This window comes from Mumia quercus, assembly GCF_025506335.1.
Classification (GTDB): Bacteria; Actinomycetota; Actinomycetes; order Propionibacteriales; family Nocardioidaceae; genus Mumia; species Mumia quercus.
Map to the genome: position 1 here is coordinate 419466 of NZ_JANZYO010000003.1, position 15730 is coordinate 435195.

Consider the following 15730-nt stretch of genomic DNA (forward strand, 5'->3'; position numbering starts at 1 on the left):
GCGGCTGGTCGTCCTGGTCTCAGGGTCCGGGAGCAACCTGCAGGCGCTGCTCGACGCGTGCGCCGACCCGGCGTACGGGGCCGAGGTCGTGGCCGTCGGCGCCGACCGTGACGGGATCGAGGGCCTGGCCCGCGGTGAGCGTGCCGGAGCGGCGACGTTCGTGCACCGGGTCCGCGACTACGCCGAGCGTGCCGAGTGGGACGCCGCCCTCACCGCCACCGTCGCCTCGTACGAGCCGGACCTCGTCGTGTCGGCGGGGTTCCTCAAGCTCGTCGGGTCGTCGTTCCTCACGGCGTTCGCCGACCGCTACGTCAACACCCACAATTCCCTCCTCCCGAGCTTCGTCGGCATCCACGGCCCGCGCGACGCGCTGGCGTACGGGGTGAAGCTCGCGGGAGCCACGCTGTTCTTCGTCGACGACGGGGTCGACACCGGGCCGATCATCGCCCAGGTCGCCGTCCCCGTCCTCGACGACGACGACGAGGACGCGCTCACCGAGCGCATCAAGGAAGCGGAGCGTCGGCAGCTCGTCGACGCCGTCGGAGCGATGGTCCGCGAGGGCTGGACCATCGACGGAAGAAAGGTCACGATCGGATGAGCGACGTCGAGCGCGAGGTGCCGGCCGACGAGGCGGGGCACGACGACGGGAAGCGGCCGATCAAGCGGGCGCTGATCTCGGTCTACGACAAGACCGGCCTGGAGGCGCTGGCGTCCGGGCTGCAGCTCGCAGGTGTCGAGATCGTGTCCACCGGGTCCACGGCCGCGCGGATCGCCGACGCCGGCGTCCCGGTGACCAAGGTCGAGGACCTCACCGGGTTCCCGGAGACGCTGGACGGACGCGTCAAGACGCTCCACCCGAAGGTCCACGCGGGCATCCTCGCCGACCTGCGTCTCGACGCGCACGTGGAGCAGCTGACCGAGCTCGAGATCGAGCCGTTCGACCTCGTCGTGGTCAACCTCTACCCGTTCCGGCAGACGGTCGCCTCCGGCGCGACCCCGGACGAGGTGGTCGAGCAGATCGACATCGGCGGACCCTCGATGGTGCGTGCGGCCGCCAAGAACCACCCGTCGGTCGCGGTGGTGGTGGACCCGCGCCGCTACGACGTGCTGCTCGACGCCGTGCGCGAGGGCGGGTTCACGCTGGCGCAGCGCAAGCGGCTCGCCGCGGAGGCGTTCGCGCACACCGCCTCGTACGACATCGCCGTCGCCTCGTGGTTCGAGAGCGTGTACGCGCCGCAGTCCGCGCAGCAGTTCCCCGCGTGGGTCGGTGGCGACTGGGCGTTGTCGGCGACGCTGCGCTACGGCGAGAACCCGCACCAGCCGGCCGCGCTGTACCACGGGGACCGTCCCGGCATCGCCAACGCGACGCAGCTGCACGGCAAGGAGATGTCGTACAACAACTACGTCGACGCCGACGCGGCCCGCCGTGCGGCCAACGACTTCGCCGAGCCCGCCGTCGCGATCATCAAGCACGCCAACCCGTGCGGCATCGCGGTCGGTGACGACATCGTCACGGCGTACGAGAAGGCGCACGCGACCGATCCGGTCTCGGCGTACGGCGGCGTGATCGCGGCCAACCGCCCGGTGACGGTGGAGATGGCCGAGAAGGTCGCGAAGGTGTTCACCGAGGTGATCGTGGCGCCGGAGTTCGAGCCGCGGGCGGTCGAGGTGCTGACGCGCAAGAAGAACATCCGCATCCTGGTCGCGCCGCTCGACGAGCACCCGCAGCGGATCGAGATGCGGCCGATCTCCGGCGGTCTCCTGGTGCAGTCGCGCGACCACGTGGACGCCCCGGGCGACGATCCGGCGAGCTGGACGCTCGCGGCGGGTGAGGCGGCGGACGACGCGACGCTGGCCGAGCTGGCGTTCGCGTGGACGGCGTGCCGCTCGGTGAAGTCGAACGCCATCCTGCTCGCCAAGGACGGCGGTGCTGTCGGCGTCGGCATGGGCCAGGTCAACCGTGTGGACTCGTGCCGCCTGGCCGTGGAGCGGGCGGGGGCCGACCGCGCTCGCGGATCGGTCGGCGCGTCGGACGCGTTCTTCCCGTTCGCCGATGGGCTGCAGGTGCTGATCGACGCCGGTGTCCGTGCCGTGGTCCAGCCCGGCGGGTCCGTGCGCGACGACGAGGTCGTCGCCGCTGCGAACGCTGCGGGCCTCACGATGTACTTCACGGGGTCGCGGCACTTCTTCCACTGACGGACGTCGTGACGCTCGTCGTCTGCGTCAGCGGGCGTACGGGCCGACCTCGGCGGAGGGGAGCGCGGCGAGCAGGGTGCCGGGGACGACCAGCTTCGACCCGCGGATCCCCGAGCCGATCACCGCCCGCTCCAGAGCGGCGGCGTGCTCGTCGACGAGCACGGGCCAGGTCGCCGGCACACCGACGGGCGTGATCCCGCCGTACTCCATGCCCGTCGTCTCCGTCGCCCACTCCATCGGGGCGAACGACAGCTTGCGGACGTCGAGCCGCCTGCGGATCGTGGCGTTCACGTCGGCCCGCGTGTCGGCACGGACCACGCACGCGGCGGCCCGCTCCTCCCCGGCGCGCCGACCGAGGACCACGACGCAGTTCGCCGAGACCTCGAGCGGCACCTCGTACGCCTCCGAGAAGGCGGCCGTGTCGGCGAGGGCGGGGTCGATCGCGCACACCCACGCGTCGCCGGCGGCCGGTCCGAGGGCGTCGAGCGCTGCCGCGACCGGGGCGGCGAGGAGGTCGGGTCGATCGAGTGCGGGGACGAGGTCGAGGGTTCCGAGGCGCGGGATCACCTCCGAAGTCTGGCATGGGAGACTTCGAGGGTGAGCGCACAGATTCTCGACGGCAAGGCCACCGCGGCCGCCATCAAGGCCGACCTCACCACGCGGGTCGCCGCCCTCGCCGAGCGTGGCGTCAGGCCGGGTCTCGGCACGCTGCTCGTGGGCGACGACCCCGGCAGCCAGATCTACGTCGCGGGCAAGCACCGCGACTGCGCCCAGGTCGGGATCGAGTCGATCCGCGTCGACCTTCCGGACACCGCGACGCAGCGCGAGATCCTCGACGCCGTCGCGGCGCTGAACGCCGACCCCGCCTGCACGGGCTACATCGTCCAGCTCCCGCTCCCCAAGGGCATCGACGAGAACGCCGTCATCGGCGCCATCGACCCCGCCAAGGATGCCGACGGGCTGCAGCCGACCAACCTCGGGTGGCTCGTCCTCAACGAGCCCGCTCCGCTCCCGTGCACCCCGCGCGGCATCGTGGAGCTGCTGCGCGCCGGCGGCGTCCCGATCGCCGGTCAGCACGTGGTCGTCGTCGGCCGTGGCGTGACGGTCGGGCGCCCGCTCGGTCTGCTCCTGACGCGCCGTACGGAGAACGCCACCGTGACGCTGTGCCACACGGGCACCCGCGACCTTGCCGCCGAGGTCGCCCGCGCCGACATCGTGGTCGCAGCCGCGGGCGTGCCCTCGATCATCACCGCCGACATGGTCAAGCCCGGCGCAGCCGTCCTCGACGTCGGCGTCAGCCGTGGTGCCGACGGCAAGATCGCCGGCGACGTCGACGCCGGTGTCGCCGAGGTGGCGGGCTGGGTCTCGCCCAACCCCGGCGGAGTCGGGCCGATGACACGGGCGATGCTCCTCCAGAACGTCGTGGAGGCCGCTGAGCGCGCCGCCGGCCTGGCATGACCCGCGGGACGGGCGGGATCGGCGGGACGCAGATGTACGCGGCGCTGGTCGCCGCGCTCGTCGTGGGGCTCGCCCTGGTCGCGTTCGGCGCGTGGCGAGAAGGGATCGCGCTCATCGGCGCCAGCCTGGTCCTCGGCGCCGCGGTGCGCGCGATGCTCCCCGAGGCGCGTGCCGGCCTGCTGCGCGTACGAGGCAAGGCGTTCGACTGCGGCTGGATGCTGATCCTCGGGTCCGCGCTCGTCACGCTCGCGTTCATCGTGCCGCGCGCATTCACCGGCTAACCCCGGTCCGGGCCGCTACGCTGCGGGCATGATCCGCCTGCTGCTCAACGTCGCGATCGCGCTCGGGTCCAGCGCTGTCGGCATCCTGGTGGCGACCTGGCTCCTCGAGGACATGACGGTGAAGGCGAGCGGTTTCGTCGTCGCGGTCGTCGTCTTCACGCTGGCGCAGGCCGTCCTGTCGCCCTTCATCACGAAGGTCGCTGCGCGCAACGCGCCTGCGTTCCTCGGCGGCATCGGCCTGGTCTCGACGCTGGTGGCGCTCGTCATCGCGAACGTCTTCACCGACGGCCTCTCGATCTCCGGCGTCTCCACGTGGGTGCTGGCCTCGCTCATCGTGTGGCTCGTGACGGCCGTGGCCGCGTTCTTCCTGCCGTTCCTGGTCCTGCGCAACCGCCGCGAGGGCGACCAGCCGCGGCGCGGGCGTACGACGTAGGACCCGACAAGAGGACCCGACGTCTCACCCCGGATCCGGGGTGAGACAGTCGGGTCCTGATGTCGGGAGGTGCGTCAGGCGCTCAGATCAGGCCGAGCTTGGTGACGGCGTCGCGCTCCTCGACGAGCTCGGCGACCGACGCGTCGATCTTGGCGCGCGAGAAGTCGTCGATGTCGAGGCCCTGGACGATCTCCCAGTCGCCGCCCTTGGTGATGACGGGGAAGGACGAGATCAGGCCCTCGGGCACGCCGTAGGAGCCGTCGGACGAGACCGCCATCGACACCCAGTCGCCCTCGGGCGAGCCGAGCAGCCAGTCGCGGGCGGCGTCGATCGTGGCCGACGCGGCGGAGGCGGCCGACGACGCACCGCGCGCCTCGATGATGGCGGCGCCGCGCTTGGCGACGGTCGGGATGAAGTCGTCGACGATCCACGACTGGTCGTTGACGACCTCGGCGGCGTTACGGCCGGCGATCTCGGCGTGGAAGATGTCGGGGTACTGGGTGGCCGAGTGGTTGCCCCAGATCGTCATCTTGGTGATGTCGGTGACCTTGGCGCCGGTCTTGGCCGCCAGCTGCGAGATCGCGCGGTTGTGGTCGAGACGCGTCAGCGCGGAGAAGCGCTCGGCCGGGATGTCGGGGGCGTTCGTCTTGGCGATGAGCGCGTTGGTGTTGGCCGGGTTGCCGGTCACGCCGATGCGGATGTCGTTGGCGGCGTGGTCGTTGAGCGCCTTGCCCTGAGCCGTGAAGATGGCGCCGTTGGCCTCGAGGAGGTCGCCGCGCTCCATGCCCTTCGTACGCGGGCGGGCGCCGACGAGGAGGGCGAGGTTGGCGCCGTCGAAGATGGTGTTGGCGTCGTCGCCGATCTCGACCGAGTCGAGCAGCGGGAACGCGCAGTCGTCGAGCTCCATCACGACGCCCTCGAGCGCTTTGAGGGCGGGCGTGATCTCGAGCAGACGCAGCTGGACCGGGGTGTCCGGGCCGAGCAGATCGCCGGCGGCGATACGGAAGAGCAGGCTGTAGCCGATCTGACCGGCGGCGCCGGTGACGGCCACCTTCACGGGTGTTGCGCTCACGACATCTCCTTGGAGTACAGGGCGTACGACACGTACGTCCTCACGACGCTAGCAAGCCCGCCCGCCGCCGCCGTGACGGGGTGCGGGCCCGCCGCTGCGGCTCAGCGGTCGCTGTCGCCGACGACGTCGATGTCGCTGCGGTCGACCCCGGTGATGAAGACGAACGTCGCCCCGGCGATGGCGGCACCGATCAGCGGTGCGAGCAGGAACACCCAGACCTGGGCCAGCGCGTCGACGCCGGCGAACCAGGCGACGCCCAGCGACCGGGCGGGGTTGACGGAGGTGTTGCTGACCGGGATCGAGATGAGGTGGATGAGCGTCAGCATCAGGCCGATCGCCAGTGGGGCGAACCCGACCGGCGCACGCTTCGACGTCACGCCCAAGATCACGTACAGGAACATCGCCGTCATCACGACCTCGCAGAGGAAGACGGACCACAGCGCGTACCCGCCCGGCGAGCGGTCGCCGTAACCGTTCGTCGCGAAGCCGCTGTCGACCGCCGAGAACCCGTCGACGCCGTTGGCGATGGCGAGCAGCACGGCGCCGGCGAGCGTCGCGCCGATGATCTGGACGATCCAGTACGGGCCGACGTCCTTCCACGGGAAGCGCTTGGCGACCGCCAGGCCGAAGGTGACCGCGGGGTTGAAGTGCGCCCCGGAGATGTGGCCGACGGCGTACGCTCCGGTGAGGACCGTCAGGCCGAAGGCGAACGCCACACCGAGGTGACCGACTCCGAGGTTGCCCGCGTCGGTGAGGAAGACGGCGGCGAGGACTGCCGTGCCGCAGCCGCCGAGCACCAGCCAGAAGGAGCCGAGCAGCTCGGCGCCGAGTCGAGAGCGAAGATCGGGTGTCATGCAGGCCCCTTCGTACGAGGCGCCCCCCTGACGCCCGTCCGTCTCGCATTGTGCTCGCGTCGGCGCCGATGCGCGCGCGGACACGCACGACGGGGGAGCGGGGTGAGCGAGTTCACCCCGCAAGGCCGAGAATTGTTCTGTCCAACAACTTATGCTGGGAACGGTGACCTTCTCCACCGCATCCCGTCGTACGAGCACCTCCTCTTCGCGACCCCAGAACCTCTTCCTGGCCCTGATCGCGCTGGCGCTGGGCGGGTTCGCGATCGGCACGACCGAGTACGTCACGATGGGCCTGCTGCCCGAGATCGCCGACGGCATCGACGTCTCGATCCCGAGCGCGGGCCACGTGATCTCCGCGTACGCGGTCGGTGTCGTCGTCGGCGCCCCGGTCATCGTCTCGCTCACGGCCAGACTTCCGAAGCACGCGCTGGCCATCGGGCTCGTGGCCGCGCTCGCGCTCGGCAACCTCCTCACCGCGATCGCGCCCTCGTACGAGACGCTGCTCGGCGCCCGGTTCCTCGCCGGGCTGCCGCACGGCGCCTACTTCGGCGTCGCGTCGCTGATCGCGGCCTCGATGGTCTCGCCGCTGCGTCGCGGACGGGCCGTCGCGACCGTCATGCTCGGTCTCGCCGCCGCCAACCTGGTCGGCGTCCCCGCGAGCACCTTCCTCGGGCAGCTGCTCGGCTGGCGCTCGGCGTACTGGGTCGTCGTCGCGCTCGCCGTGGTGACGATGGGCTTCATCGGCGCCTTCGTCCCGCAGCAGCAGCGCGACACCTCCGCGACCGTACGCCGAGAGCTGAAGGCGCTGCGGCAGCCGCAGGTGCTGCTGACCGCCGGCGTCGGTGCGATCGGGTTCGGCGGGCTCTTCGCCGTCTACAGCTACATCGCGCCGATCACGACCGACGTGACGATGATGAGCGCCGGCTTCGTGCCGTGGGTGCTGCTCGTCTACGGCGTCGGGTCTGTCGTCGGCACCGCGCTCGGCGGACGCCTCGCCGACCATGCGCTCTTCGCCTGGCTGTCCGCGATGCTGGTGGCGATGGCGCTGCTGCTGGCGGTGTTCGCCTACACCGCCGAGCACGGACTGCTCCTGCTGCTCGGCGTCTTCCTGCTCTCGGCCGCGGCGGCGGCGCTGGGGCTGCTGCTCCAGATGCGCCTCATGGAGGTCTCCGGCAGCGCGCAGATGCTCGGCGCCGCCCTCAACCACTCCGCGCTCAACGCCGCCAACGCCCTTGGGGCGTGGCTGGGCGGAGCCTCGATCGCTGCGGGCTTCGGCTACCTGTCGACGGCATGGGTCGGGGTCGGCCTGTCGCTCGCGGGACTGGCCGTCCTCGTGGTCTCGGCATGGCTCTACCGCGGCGAACGCCTCTCGCTCTCGCTCGCGCACTGATCCCACGGTCCACTCTCCGTGGGGCCCCCGCTCGGGTGGGCCCCACGGAGAGTGTCAGGTCAGGCCGGTACGGGGGAGTGGGCGCCGTTGACCCCGGCGGTCTCCCGCAGCCACACGGCGGCACCGTCGGAGACGCCTCGCTGTACCGCCTCGGAGCGCGTGAGCTGCACCAGGATCGGCTCGCCCCCGTCGGTCGGCGTCACCTCGAGCCGCACCTCGTACCCGATCCGCGTCCATCGCGTGACCGTCCCCGGTACGGCGTCCGGGACGGGTGCGGTGGTGACCTCGATGTCGTGCGGGCGTACGAGCCGTCCGCCGAGCGTGGTCACCGGGCCGAGGAACGACAGCACGAAGTCCGACGCCGGCTGGTCGTACAGCTCGTCGGGCGTGCCGATCTGCTCGATCCGCCCCTGGTTGATCACCACGATCTGGTCGGCGACCTCGAGGGCCTCCTCCTGGTCGTGGGTCACGAACACGGTCGTCACGTGGACGTCGTCGTGCAGGCGGCGCAGCCAGTCGCGCAGCTCCTTGCGGACCTTCGCGTCGAGGGCGCCGAACGGCTCGTCGAGCAGCAGCACGCTGGGCTCGATCGCGAGGGCGCGGGCGAGCGCCATGCGCTGACGCTGCCCGCCGGACAGCTGTGACGGGTAGCGGTCGGCGAACTGCTCGAGGTGCACCAGGCGGAGCATCTCGGCGACCCGCTCGGCGACCTGCTGCTTCGGCTGCTTGCGGATCTCGAGGCCGAACGCGACGTTGCGCGCGACCGTCATGTGCTTGAACGCGGCGTAGTGCTGGAACACGAACCCGACGTTGCGCTTGCGCGCCGGCAGGCGCGTCGCGTCCGTCCCCTCGATCTCGACGGTGCCGGAGTCGGCGTTCTCCAGCCCCGCGATGATGCGCAGCAGCGTCGACTTGCCGCCGCCGCTGGGCCCGAGGAGCGCCGTGAGCTTGCCGGTCGGGACGGAGAGGTTGATGTCTTCGAGGGCCACGAAGTCGCCGAAGCGGCGGCTGACCCCTGCGATCTCGATGCTCATGCTGGGTCCTTCTCGGTACGGAGGGGGGTGGCGGTGGCGCCGGCGGTCTCGGCCGACTCGCTGTGGCCGGGCCGCAGCAGCGTGACGACGATCAGCGCGAGGACGGCCGCGGCCGCGAGGACGAACGACGAGGCGTACGCGGCGGTCTGCTCGAAGTTCTGGTACTTCTCCTCGACCACCAGGGTCGCCGTCTGCGTCTGGCCGACGACGTTGCCGGAGACGATCTTGACCGCGCCGAACTCACCCAGCGAACGAGCGAGGCTCAGCACGACGCCGTAGACGAGCGCCCAGCGGATCGCCGGGATCGTGATGCGGCGGAAGGTCTGCCAGGCGTTGGCGCCGAGGCTGCGCGCAGCCTGCTCCTGCTCGGTCCCGATCTCGGTGAGGACGGGCACGATCTCGCGGATCACCAGCGGCAGCGACACGAACGCCGTCGCCATGATGATCCCTGGCGTCGCGTAGATGACCTGGAGCCCGGCGCCCTCGAGCGCGGGGCCGAACCAGCCGTTCGTGCCGCCGTACGCGAGGAGCAGTGCCAGGCCGACGACGACCGGCGACACCGAGAGCGGAAGGTCGATCAGCGCCGAGAGCGCCCTCCGCCCGGGGAAGGTGTAGCGCACCAGCAGGAGCGAGATCAGAATGCCGAAGACGGTGTTGATGACCACGGCCCACACGGCCACGATCAGCGTGAGCTGGAACGCGTACGCGGTGGTCTCCTCGGTCAGCGCGTCGAAGAAGGTCCCGAAGCCGTCGGCGAACGCGTTCTTCGCGACCAGCGAGACCGGCCACACGATGAGCAGCCCGAGGTAGACGAGCACGATCGTCCGGAGCGTGTAGCGGGTGAGGCGGTTCCCGGTCATCGTCGCGCCACCCTTCGTGCGATGACGTCGAGGACGACGATCGCGAAGAGGGCCACCAGGAGAAGCAGCGACGCGACGGAGGCGGCGGCCGCCATGTTGCCGTTCTCGATGTAGGTGAGGATGCGGACCGACGTGACCTCCGTACGCATCGGGAGGTTGCCCGACAGCAGGACCAGCGAGCCGTACTCGCTGATCGCCCGTGCGAACGACAGCGCCGCCCCTGCCGTGATGGCGGGCGCGAGCGCGGGGATGAGGATGCGGCGGAAGGTCGTGAACCTGCTGGCGCCGAGCGACGCGGCGGCCTGCTCCGTCTCCGGGTCGAGCTCGAGGAGGACGGGCTGGACCGTACGGACGACGAACGGGGTGGTCACGAACAGCAGGGCCAGGAAGACGGCGATGCGCGTGTTGGCGACGTCGACGCCGATCGGGCTGTTCGGGCCGTACAGGCTGAGCAGCACCAGGCCGGCGACGATCGTCGGCAGCGCGAACGGGATGTCGATGATGACCTCCAGGGCGCGCTTGCCCCAGAAGCGGTCACGGACGAGCACCCAGGCGATCAAGGTGCCGAAGACGATGTTGGTGAGGGTGACGAGGAACGCCTCGCCGACCGTGAGCTTGATCGCCGCCCACGTCTGCGGCTGGCGGACGGTGTCGACGAAGGTCGCCCACCCGCCTTCCGTCGTGGTGAGGACGACCGCCGATAGGGGCAGCAGCACGAGGATGCTGAACCAGATCAGCGCGATCCCCAGCCCTACCCCGGCAGCGGGGGTGAGGGCGGTTGCCGCGCGGGCGGGGGGGGGGGGGGGCCCCCCCCCCCCCCCCCCGGGGGGGGGGGGGGGGGGGGCCCGCGGGGGGGCGGGGGGGGGGCCCCGGGCGCCGCGCCTGCGTGAGTGCCGGAGAGGTCACGACTTGCCCGTCTCCTGCTGGATCTTCGTGACGATGCCGGTGTTCTCGTCGAAGAACTTCTTGTTGATGGCCTCCCAGCCGCCGAGGTCACCGTCGATGGTGAACAGCTTGGCCGGCGTGGGGAACGGGTTCTCGGGATCGTTCGCGCCCTCGACCTTGCCGACCTCGACGCTGTCGCTGATCGGACGGAAGCCCTTCGAGACGTACTGCTCCTGGCCCTCGTCGCTCAGCACGAACTCCAGGAACGCCTCGGCCTTGGGGTCGGCGTCCTTGAGCACCGCGCCCGGGTTCTCGATGAGCAGCGTCTCGTCCGGGACGACGTAGTCGAACTTCTCGCCCTGCTGGCGGGCGAGGATGGCCTCGTTCTCGTACGAGATGAGGACGTCGCCGGTGCCGGCCTGGAAGGCGGCGGTCGCGTCGCGGCCCGAGCCGGGGAGCGCGGCGACGTTCTTGAAGAACTTCGTCAGGTACGCGGTGCCCGCGGCGTCACCGCCGTCGGCGGCGGCCTGCTGCCAGCCGGCGAGGATGTTCCAGCGCGCGGCGCCGGACGAGCCCGGGTTGGGGGTGACGATCGAGACGCCCGGCTTCACCAGGTCGTCCCAGGTCTGGATGTTCTTCGGGTTGCCCTCGCGGACCACCAGCACGACGACGGAGTCGGTGACGATGCCCTTGTGCTCGCCGTCGTCCCAGGTGTCCTCGACGAGGCCGGCGTCGACGAGGCGGGTCACGTCGGGGGTGACCGAGAAGTGCACGTAGTCGGCCTTCAGCCCGCCGGCCACGGCCCGGCTCTGGTCGCCGGACGCGCCGTACGACTCCTTCCAGACCACGCCCTTGCCCTCGTCAGTCTTGGCGAACTCCTTCTGGGCGGCGTTGTTGCCCGCCTTCGGCACCGCGAACCCCACGAGCGACAGCGTCGTCTTGGAGCTGTCAGCGTCGGCGCCACCGCACGCCGACAGCCCCAGCGCGGCGGCGAGCGCGGTGGTCGCGGCAATCAGGCGGGTCGACCGCTTGCGTGTGAACATGTCGTGCCTTTCGGAACGAGCGCATCATGCGCTGTTGGTAGTGACTTACTAATCCCGAGCAGATTACTCGACTATAGCGAGAGAAAAGACCCGTGTCGCGGATTCTCACGATGTGGGCGGGGCGCCGTCAGGCGTGCTCAGGGCACCGCGACGCCGGTGTCGTCAGGGGAAGACGACGGTCCGGGCGCCGTTGAGAAGCACCCGCTGCTCCGCGTGGAGGCCGACGGCACGCGAGAGCACGCGGGTCTCGACGTCGCGACCGGCCTGGACGAGCGCGGCCGGGTCCTGCTGGTGACCGACGCGGGTCACGTCCTGCTCGATGATCGGGCCTTCGTCCAGGTCGGCGGTCACGTAGTGCGCGGTCGCGCCGATCAGCTTGACGCCGCGGGTGTGGGCCTGGTGGTACGGGCGGGCGCCCTTGAAGCTCGGGAGGAAGCTGTGGTGGATGTTGATCGCACGGCCCTGGAGGCGACGGCACGCGTCGTCGGACAGGATCTGCATGTAGCGCGCGAGCACGACGAGGTCGATGTCGAGCTCGTCGACCAGTGCGAACATCCGCGCCTCCGCCTCGGCCTTCGCGCCGGACACGACCGGGACGTGGTGGAACGGCACGTCGTACGAGCGGGCGAGCCGCTCGAGGGTGGTGTGGTTGGAGACGACCGCGCCGATCTCGATGTTGAGCGCGCCGATGCTCTGCCGGAACAGCAGGTCGTTGAGGCAGTGCCCTTCCTTGGACACCATGACGAGCGTGCGGCACGGCGCCTCGGCGACACCGAGGTCCCACGCCATCGCGTGCTGGTCGGCCACGGGCACGAACGCGTCGCGCAGCGCCTCCAGGTCGTACGGCTCGGTGACGCTCTCGAAGTGCACCCGCAGGAAGAAGCGGCCGGCGCCGGCGTCGGTGAACTGCTGGGCGTCCAGGATGTTGCCGCCGCGGTCCACGATCCACGAGGAGATCGCGTGCACCAGGCCCGGTCGGTCGGGGCAGGTGAGGGTCAGGACGTACGTGGCGGCGGCGCTGGACATGATCGCTAGGGTACGGCGCGCTCCGTACGGAGATGACGGGGGCGCTGGTACAGCGCGACGGCGACCAGCCCGACCACCAGGATCGCGGCGGGGAGCAGGAGCGACTGCGACATCGCCGCGCTGAACCCGTCGCGTGCGGCGTCGGGGACGGCGGCCGTGCCCGCACCGGTGACGGCGCCTTCGACGCGCAGCTCGGCGGTGAGCCGGGCCTCCATGAGGGCGGCGATGGCCGCGCTGCCGAGCACGCCGCCCACCTGGCGTGCCGTGTTGTAGACGCCCGCCCCGGCTCCGGCGCTGCTCATGGGGAGATTGCGGGTCGCGGTCGAGCTGATCGGCGCCCACATGAAGCCGTTCGCGACGCCGAGCAGGGCGATCGGCAGCAGGATCTGCCAGACCGGGACGTCGGGAGACATCACGAGGGACAGCCACACCAGCGCCACGACGAACGCCGTGAGTCCGGTGGACGCGAGGATCCGGGGGTGCACCCGGTCGGCCATCGTGCCGACCCACGGGGCGAGTGCGGAGGCGAGGACCGCCATCGGCACGAGCAGCAGGCCTGCCTGCGTCGGCGACCAGCCGCGTACGGCCTGCGCCCACAGCATCAGCGGGAACGCCATCGCGGTGATCGCGAAGCCCACGCTGGTGATCGCGACGTTCGACAGGGAGAAGTTGCGGTCTTTGAACAGGCCGAGCGGCACCAGCGGCTCGGCGCGGTTGACCGCCTGCCACGCCACGAACAGGCCCAGGACGAGCACGCCGAGCCCGATCAGCCCCCACACGGTCACGACACCGGTGATCGTGCCCCAGTCGTACGTCTCGCCCTCCTGGATGCCGAACACCAGCAGGAACATGCCGACGGCGCTGAGCGCGACGCCGAGGAGGTCGAAGCGGTGGGACAGCGTCGGGAGGTCGGGGACGAGCCGCAGCGCGAGGACGAAGCCGACCACGCCGACGGGGACGTTGATGAAGAAGATCCACTCCCAGCCCAGCGAGTCGACCAGGACGCCGCCCAGGATGGGGCCGACGAGCATCGCCACGCCCGAGACCGCACCCCACAGGCTCATCGCGCGGCCGCGCTTGTCGGCCGGGAAGGTCCGGGTGATGACCGCCATCGTCTGCGGGGTCATCATCGAGGCACCGAGGCCCTGGAACACTCGGGCCAGGATCAGCTGCTCGATCGTGCCGGTGAGACCGCACCACAGAGACGAGGCGGTGAAGAGGACCAGGCCCGTGAGGTAGACGCGCTTCGGGCCGAACCGGTCACCGAGCCGGCCCGTGATGAGCAGCGGCACCGCGTACGCCAGCAGGTAGGCCGACGTCACCCACACCACGGCTGTGACGTCGGCGTCGAAGCTCGCGATCAGGGTCGGCGTCGCGACCGAGACGATCGTCGAGTCGACCAGGATCATGAAGAACCCGATCACCAGCGCCCACAGCGCCGGCCAAGGGCTGCGGGTCGAGGTGTCGGGCCGGGTCGTTCCGGGTGCGGTCACGGCAGAGACCGTACTCCCGGACGACGACGCCCTCTCGCCCGGTGCGGGCGAGAGGGCGTCGTCGGAGCGGAGGGGCGCGTCAGCCCTGGGCGGAACCCTGCTCGGCCTGCTGCTTGGCGACCTCGGCACGGACCTCGTCCATGTCGACCTCGCGCACGGCGTCGATCACCTGGTCGAGCGCCTGCGCCGGCAGCGCGCCGGGCTGGTTGAACAGGAGGATGCCGTCGCGGAACGCCATCAGCGTGGGGATCGACGTGATCTGAAGGGCACCAGCGAGCTCCTGCTCGGCCTCGGTGTCCACCTTGGTGAAGGCGATGTCGTCGTTCTTCTCCGACGCCGCCTCGAAGACGGGCGCGAACTGGCGGCACGGGCCACACCAGGAGGCCCAGAAGTCCACCAGGACGATGCCGTCGCCGGAGATGGTGTCCATGAAGGTGTCGGCGGTCAGGGCAGTGGTTGCCATGTCACGTCCATTTCGGTCGGGTACGTCTGTGCTTCTGAAGGCTGCAACAGCGGACGGGCCCGCAGGATTCCCGCCCGTACGTCCACCCTAGGCAGACGCCCGGTCCAGGCGCTGGGCGGCGAACCGGATTGGGGTACCCGAGCCAAGCTCATCCGACCCGACCGTGCACGGTCGGGTCAGTGGGGGTTCGTCGGGGTACCCGAGCCGATTTCCCAGACCTTGTGGCGGCGATAGGGTCCAGCCATGTCTCGTCGGGGCGATCGACGGCTCGCACGTGCGGGACGACCTAGACGTACGCGAGTCGAGGTCGCGATCCTCGCCCTCGTGACGTCGGGGACAGGGTTGATCGTCCTGGTGATGCTGCCGATCGGCTGGACGCGAGCGCATGATCGTGCCGTCCTGAGGAGACGCGCTGGTCGTTCGGCCTGCGGCGAGGCGGGCTGGTGCTGAGCCACGGCGGGTTCATCGTCTTCGTCACCGGCGCGGCGTTGACGACGGTCTCGTCTGACCCTCCGCTCTGGCTGTGGATGCTCCACCTCGTCGGCGTCGCCGTCTTCGTCGCCGGTGAGTTCGTCGAGGGCGGAGAGACCCGGGCGGAACGTGCGCAGGGCCGCTGGCGAGACCGGGAGCGATGGGCCTTCGAGCAGCGGCGATGGGAGGCGGCTCGCGTTGCCGCGGCTGAGGCCGAGCTGGCTGCCGAGACTGCCCGTACGAGGGCCGCCCTCATCGCCGTGGAGAAGCTTCGGCGGTGACTGTGCGTCCGGTAGGGTACCCGCCCGTGGTCACGCGAGGCGCCCGCCGTTCGCTGGTGCGTCCGCCTCGACCGAGGTCCGCACCGACGAAGACTGCCGCGTGGGCCTCGCTGCTGGTGAGCCTGGCCCTGGTGGTGGCCGCGCTGCTGCCGATCGGCGTGGTCGACGAGTACGACCTCGGGCTCCTCGCGGGCGGACTGGCGCTGGTCGTCGTGTGGAGCGTCGTCGCGGGCTGGACGCTTCCCGCCCGTCCCGGTGAATCGTCCTCGGCTCACGCGGCGCGGCGTGCAGCGTTGTCCCTGAGCCTCGGCGGCAGCATGGCATTCGCCGTCGCCCTCTTCGGGATGATCACCCTGAAGGTTTCGGCGCTCCTCGCGGTGGGCGTCGTCGCGCTCTCCGCGCGGGTGGCCGGCCAGATGATGGAGGTGTACCTGACCCGGGGGGAGCGGCGCCTCCAGCGCCTGCGGGATGCCGAGTGGCGGGGCTGATC

General features: G+C 70.9%; 17 protein-coding genes and 1 pseudogene. 8 read left to right on the forward strand and 10 right to left on the reverse strand.

Going from position 1 to position 15730, the window contains the following annotated elements:
• Window positions 1–4 precede the first annotated feature (4 nt).
• Window positions 5–598, forward strand: a complete 594-nt coding sequence (gene purN / locus NYZ95_RS08535; RefSeq protein ID WP_262850956.1) for a phosphoribosylglycinamide formyltransferase — start codon at window positions 5–7, stop codon at window positions 596–598.
• Complete coding sequence (gene purH, locus NYZ95_RS08540) at window positions 595–2196, forward strand: bifunctional phosphoribosylaminoimidazolecarboxamide formyltransferase/IMP cyclohydrolase (RefSeq protein ID WP_262850635.1); 1602 nt, start codon at window positions 595–597, stop codon at window positions 2194–2196. The genes purN and purH overlap by 4 nt, the downstream gene beginning before the upstream one ends.
• A 27-nt stretch (window positions 2197–2223) precedes the next feature.
• Here the strand turns inward: purH and NYZ95_RS08545 are convergent, their stop codons facing one another.
• Window positions 2224–2763, reverse strand: a complete 540-nt coding sequence (locus NYZ95_RS08545; protein ID WP_262850637.1) for a YbaK/EbsC family protein — start codon at window positions 2761–2763, stop codon at window positions 2224–2226.
• Window positions 2764–2793: 30 nt separating this feature from the next.
• Here NYZ95_RS08545 and NYZ95_RS08550 point away from each other — a divergent pair, with 30 nt between their 5' ends.
• Genes NYZ95_RS08550 through NYZ95_RS08560 form a run of 3 tightly spaced genes read left to right on the forward strand, consistent with a single transcriptional unit; the run spans window position 2794 to window position 4368 of the window.
• On the forward strand, window positions 2794–3654 hold the full coding sequence (locus NYZ95_RS08550; protein WP_262850638.1) for a bifunctional methylenetetrahydrofolate dehydrogenase/methenyltetrahydrofolate cyclohydrolase: 861 nt from the start codon (window positions 2794–2796) through the stop codon (window positions 3652–3654).
• Entirely contained in the window at window positions 3651–3935 is a 285-nt protein-coding gene (locus NYZ95_RS08555) for a DUF3017 domain-containing protein (RefSeq protein ID WP_262850640.1), read from the forward strand. The genes NYZ95_RS08550 and NYZ95_RS08555 overlap by 4 nt, the downstream gene beginning before the upstream one ends.
• 28 nt (window positions 3936–3963) lie before the next feature.
• Window positions 3964–4368 carry a phage holin family protein gene (locus tag NYZ95_RS08560; RefSeq protein ID WP_262850642.1) on the forward strand — a complete coding sequence of 135 codons (405 nt, stop codon included), beginning with the start codon at window positions 3964–3966 and terminating at the stop codon, window positions 4366–4368.
• An 82-nt stretch (window positions 4369–4450) separates the two neighbouring features.
• Here NYZ95_RS08560 and NYZ95_RS08565 read toward each other — a convergent pair whose 3' ends face one another.
• Entirely contained in the window at window positions 4451–5440 is a 990-nt protein-coding gene (locus NYZ95_RS08565) for a malate dehydrogenase (protein ID WP_262850643.1), read from the reverse strand.
• Between the two features lie 101 nt (window positions 5441–5541).
• Window positions 5542–6294 carry an aquaporin Z gene (gene aqpZ, locus NYZ95_RS08570; protein WP_262850645.1) on the reverse strand — a complete coding sequence of 251 codons (753 nt, stop codon included), beginning with the start codon at window positions 6292–6294 and terminating at the stop codon, window positions 5542–5544.
• A gap of 163 nt (window positions 6295–6457) precedes the next feature.
• Here aqpZ and NYZ95_RS08575 point away from each other — a divergent pair, with 163 nt between their 5' ends.
• Window positions 6458–7684 (forward strand): MFS transporter, encoded by a 1227-nt coding sequence (locus NYZ95_RS08575; RefSeq protein WP_262850647.1) that lies wholly within the window; start codon window positions 6458–6460, stop codon window positions 7682–7684.
• A 59-nt stretch (window positions 7685–7743) separates the two neighbouring features.
• Here NYZ95_RS08575 and NYZ95_RS08580 read toward each other — a convergent pair whose 3' ends face one another.
• The 7 genes and pseudogenes from NYZ95_RS08580 to trxA all read right to left on the reverse strand — a co-directional run bounded on the left by NYZ95_RS08580 (window position 7744) and on the right by trxA (window position 14488).
• Window positions 7744–8718: a sulfate/molybdate ABC transporter ATP-binding protein gene (locus tag NYZ95_RS08580; protein WP_262850649.1), complete on the reverse strand. Its 975-nt coding sequence runs from the start codon at window positions 8716–8718 to the stop codon at window positions 7744–7746.
• The gene (locus tag NYZ95_RS08585) at window positions 8715–9578 is read right to left on the reverse strand and encodes a sulfate ABC transporter permease (protein WP_262850651.1); all 864 of its coding nucleotides are present in this window, start codon (window positions 9576–9578) and stop codon (window positions 8715–8717) included. The genes NYZ95_RS08580 and NYZ95_RS08585 overlap by 4 nt, the downstream gene beginning before the upstream one ends.
• Window positions 9575–10333 (reverse strand): annotated as a pseudogene (cysT, locus tag NYZ95_RS08590) (sulfate ABC transporter permease subunit CysT); the annotation flags it as partial. The pseudogene cysT and the gene NYZ95_RS08585, both read right to left, overlap by 4 nt.
• A 147-nt stretch (window positions 10334–10480) precedes the next feature.
• The gene (locus NYZ95_RS08595) at window positions 10481–11506 is read right to left on the reverse strand and encodes a sulfate ABC transporter substrate-binding protein (RefSeq protein WP_262850653.1); all 1026 of its coding nucleotides are present in this window, start codon (window positions 11504–11506) and stop codon (window positions 10481–10483) included.
• Window positions 11507–11668: 162 nt separating this feature from the next.
• Window positions 11669–12532: a formyltetrahydrofolate deformylase gene (gene purU, locus NYZ95_RS08600; protein ID WP_262850655.1), complete on the reverse strand. Its 864-nt coding sequence runs from the start codon at window positions 12530–12532 to the stop codon at window positions 11669–11671.
• A gap of 5 nt (window positions 12533–12537) precedes the next feature.
• Window positions 12538–14025 carry a DHA2 family efflux MFS transporter permease subunit gene (locus NYZ95_RS08605; protein ID WP_262850657.1) on the reverse strand — a complete coding sequence of 496 codons (1488 nt, stop codon included), beginning with the start codon at window positions 14023–14025 and terminating at the stop codon, window positions 12538–12540.
• A 79-nt stretch (window positions 14026–14104) separates the two neighbouring features.
• Entirely contained in the window at window positions 14105–14488 is a 384-nt protein-coding gene (gene trxA / locus NYZ95_RS08610; protein ID WP_262850659.1) for a thioredoxin, read from the reverse strand.
• Window positions 14489–14931: 443 nt separating this feature from the next.
• On the opposite strand from trxA, the gene NYZ95_RS08615 reads away from it, so the two are divergent.
• Together NYZ95_RS08615 and NYZ95_RS08620 are read left to right on the forward strand one after the other, a co-directional pair.
• Window positions 14932–15240 carry a hypothetical protein gene (locus tag NYZ95_RS08615; protein WP_262850661.1) on the forward strand — a complete coding sequence of 103 codons (309 nt, stop codon included), beginning with the start codon at window positions 14932–14934 and terminating at the stop codon, window positions 15238–15240.
• Window positions 15241–15266: 26 nt separating this feature from the next.
• The gene (locus tag NYZ95_RS08620) at window positions 15267–15728 is read left to right on the forward strand and encodes a hypothetical protein (protein ID WP_262850663.1); all 462 of its coding nucleotides are present in this window, start codon (window positions 15267–15269) and stop codon (window positions 15726–15728) included.
• Window positions 15729–15730 lie beyond the last annotated feature (2 nt).

What these genes read in the sequence shown, in the direction of transcription:
- purH (WP_262850635.1), top strand. Translation starts at nt 595, where the DNA reads ATGAGCGACGTCGAGCGCGAGGTGCCGGCCGACGAGGCGGGGCACGAC.
- NYZ95_RS08555 (WP_262850640.1), top strand. Translation starts at nt 3,651, where the DNA reads ATGACCCGCGGGACGGGCGGGATCGGCGGGACGCAGATGTACGCGGCG.
- NYZ95_RS08560 (WP_262850642.1), top strand. Translation starts at nt 3,964, where the DNA reads ATGATCCGCCTGCTGCTCAACGTCGCGATCGCGCTCGGGTCCAGCGCT.
- aqpZ (WP_262850645.1), bottom strand. Translation starts at nt 6,294, where the DNA reads ATGACACCCGATCTTCGCTCTCGACTCGGCGCCGAGCTGCTCGGCTCC.
- NYZ95_RS08580 (WP_262850649.1), bottom strand. Translation starts at nt 8,718, where the DNA reads ATGAGCATCGAGATCGCAGGGGTCAGCCGCCGCTTCGGCGACTTCGTG.
- NYZ95_RS08585 (WP_262850651.1), bottom strand. Translation starts at nt 9,578, where the DNA reads ATGACCGGGAACCGCCTCACCCGCTACACGCTCCGGACGATCGTGCTC.
- NYZ95_RS08595 (WP_262850653.1), bottom strand. Translation starts at nt 11,506, where the DNA reads ATGTTCACACGCAAGCGGTCGACCCGCCTGATTGCCGCGACCACCGCG.
- purU (WP_262850655.1), bottom strand. Translation starts at nt 12,532, where the DNA reads ATGTCCAGCGCCGCCGCCACGTACGTCCTGACCCTCACCTGCCCCGAC.
- trxA (WP_262850659.1), bottom strand. Translation starts at nt 14,488, where the DNA reads ATGGCAACCACTGCCCTGACCGCCGACACCTTCATGGACACCATCTCC.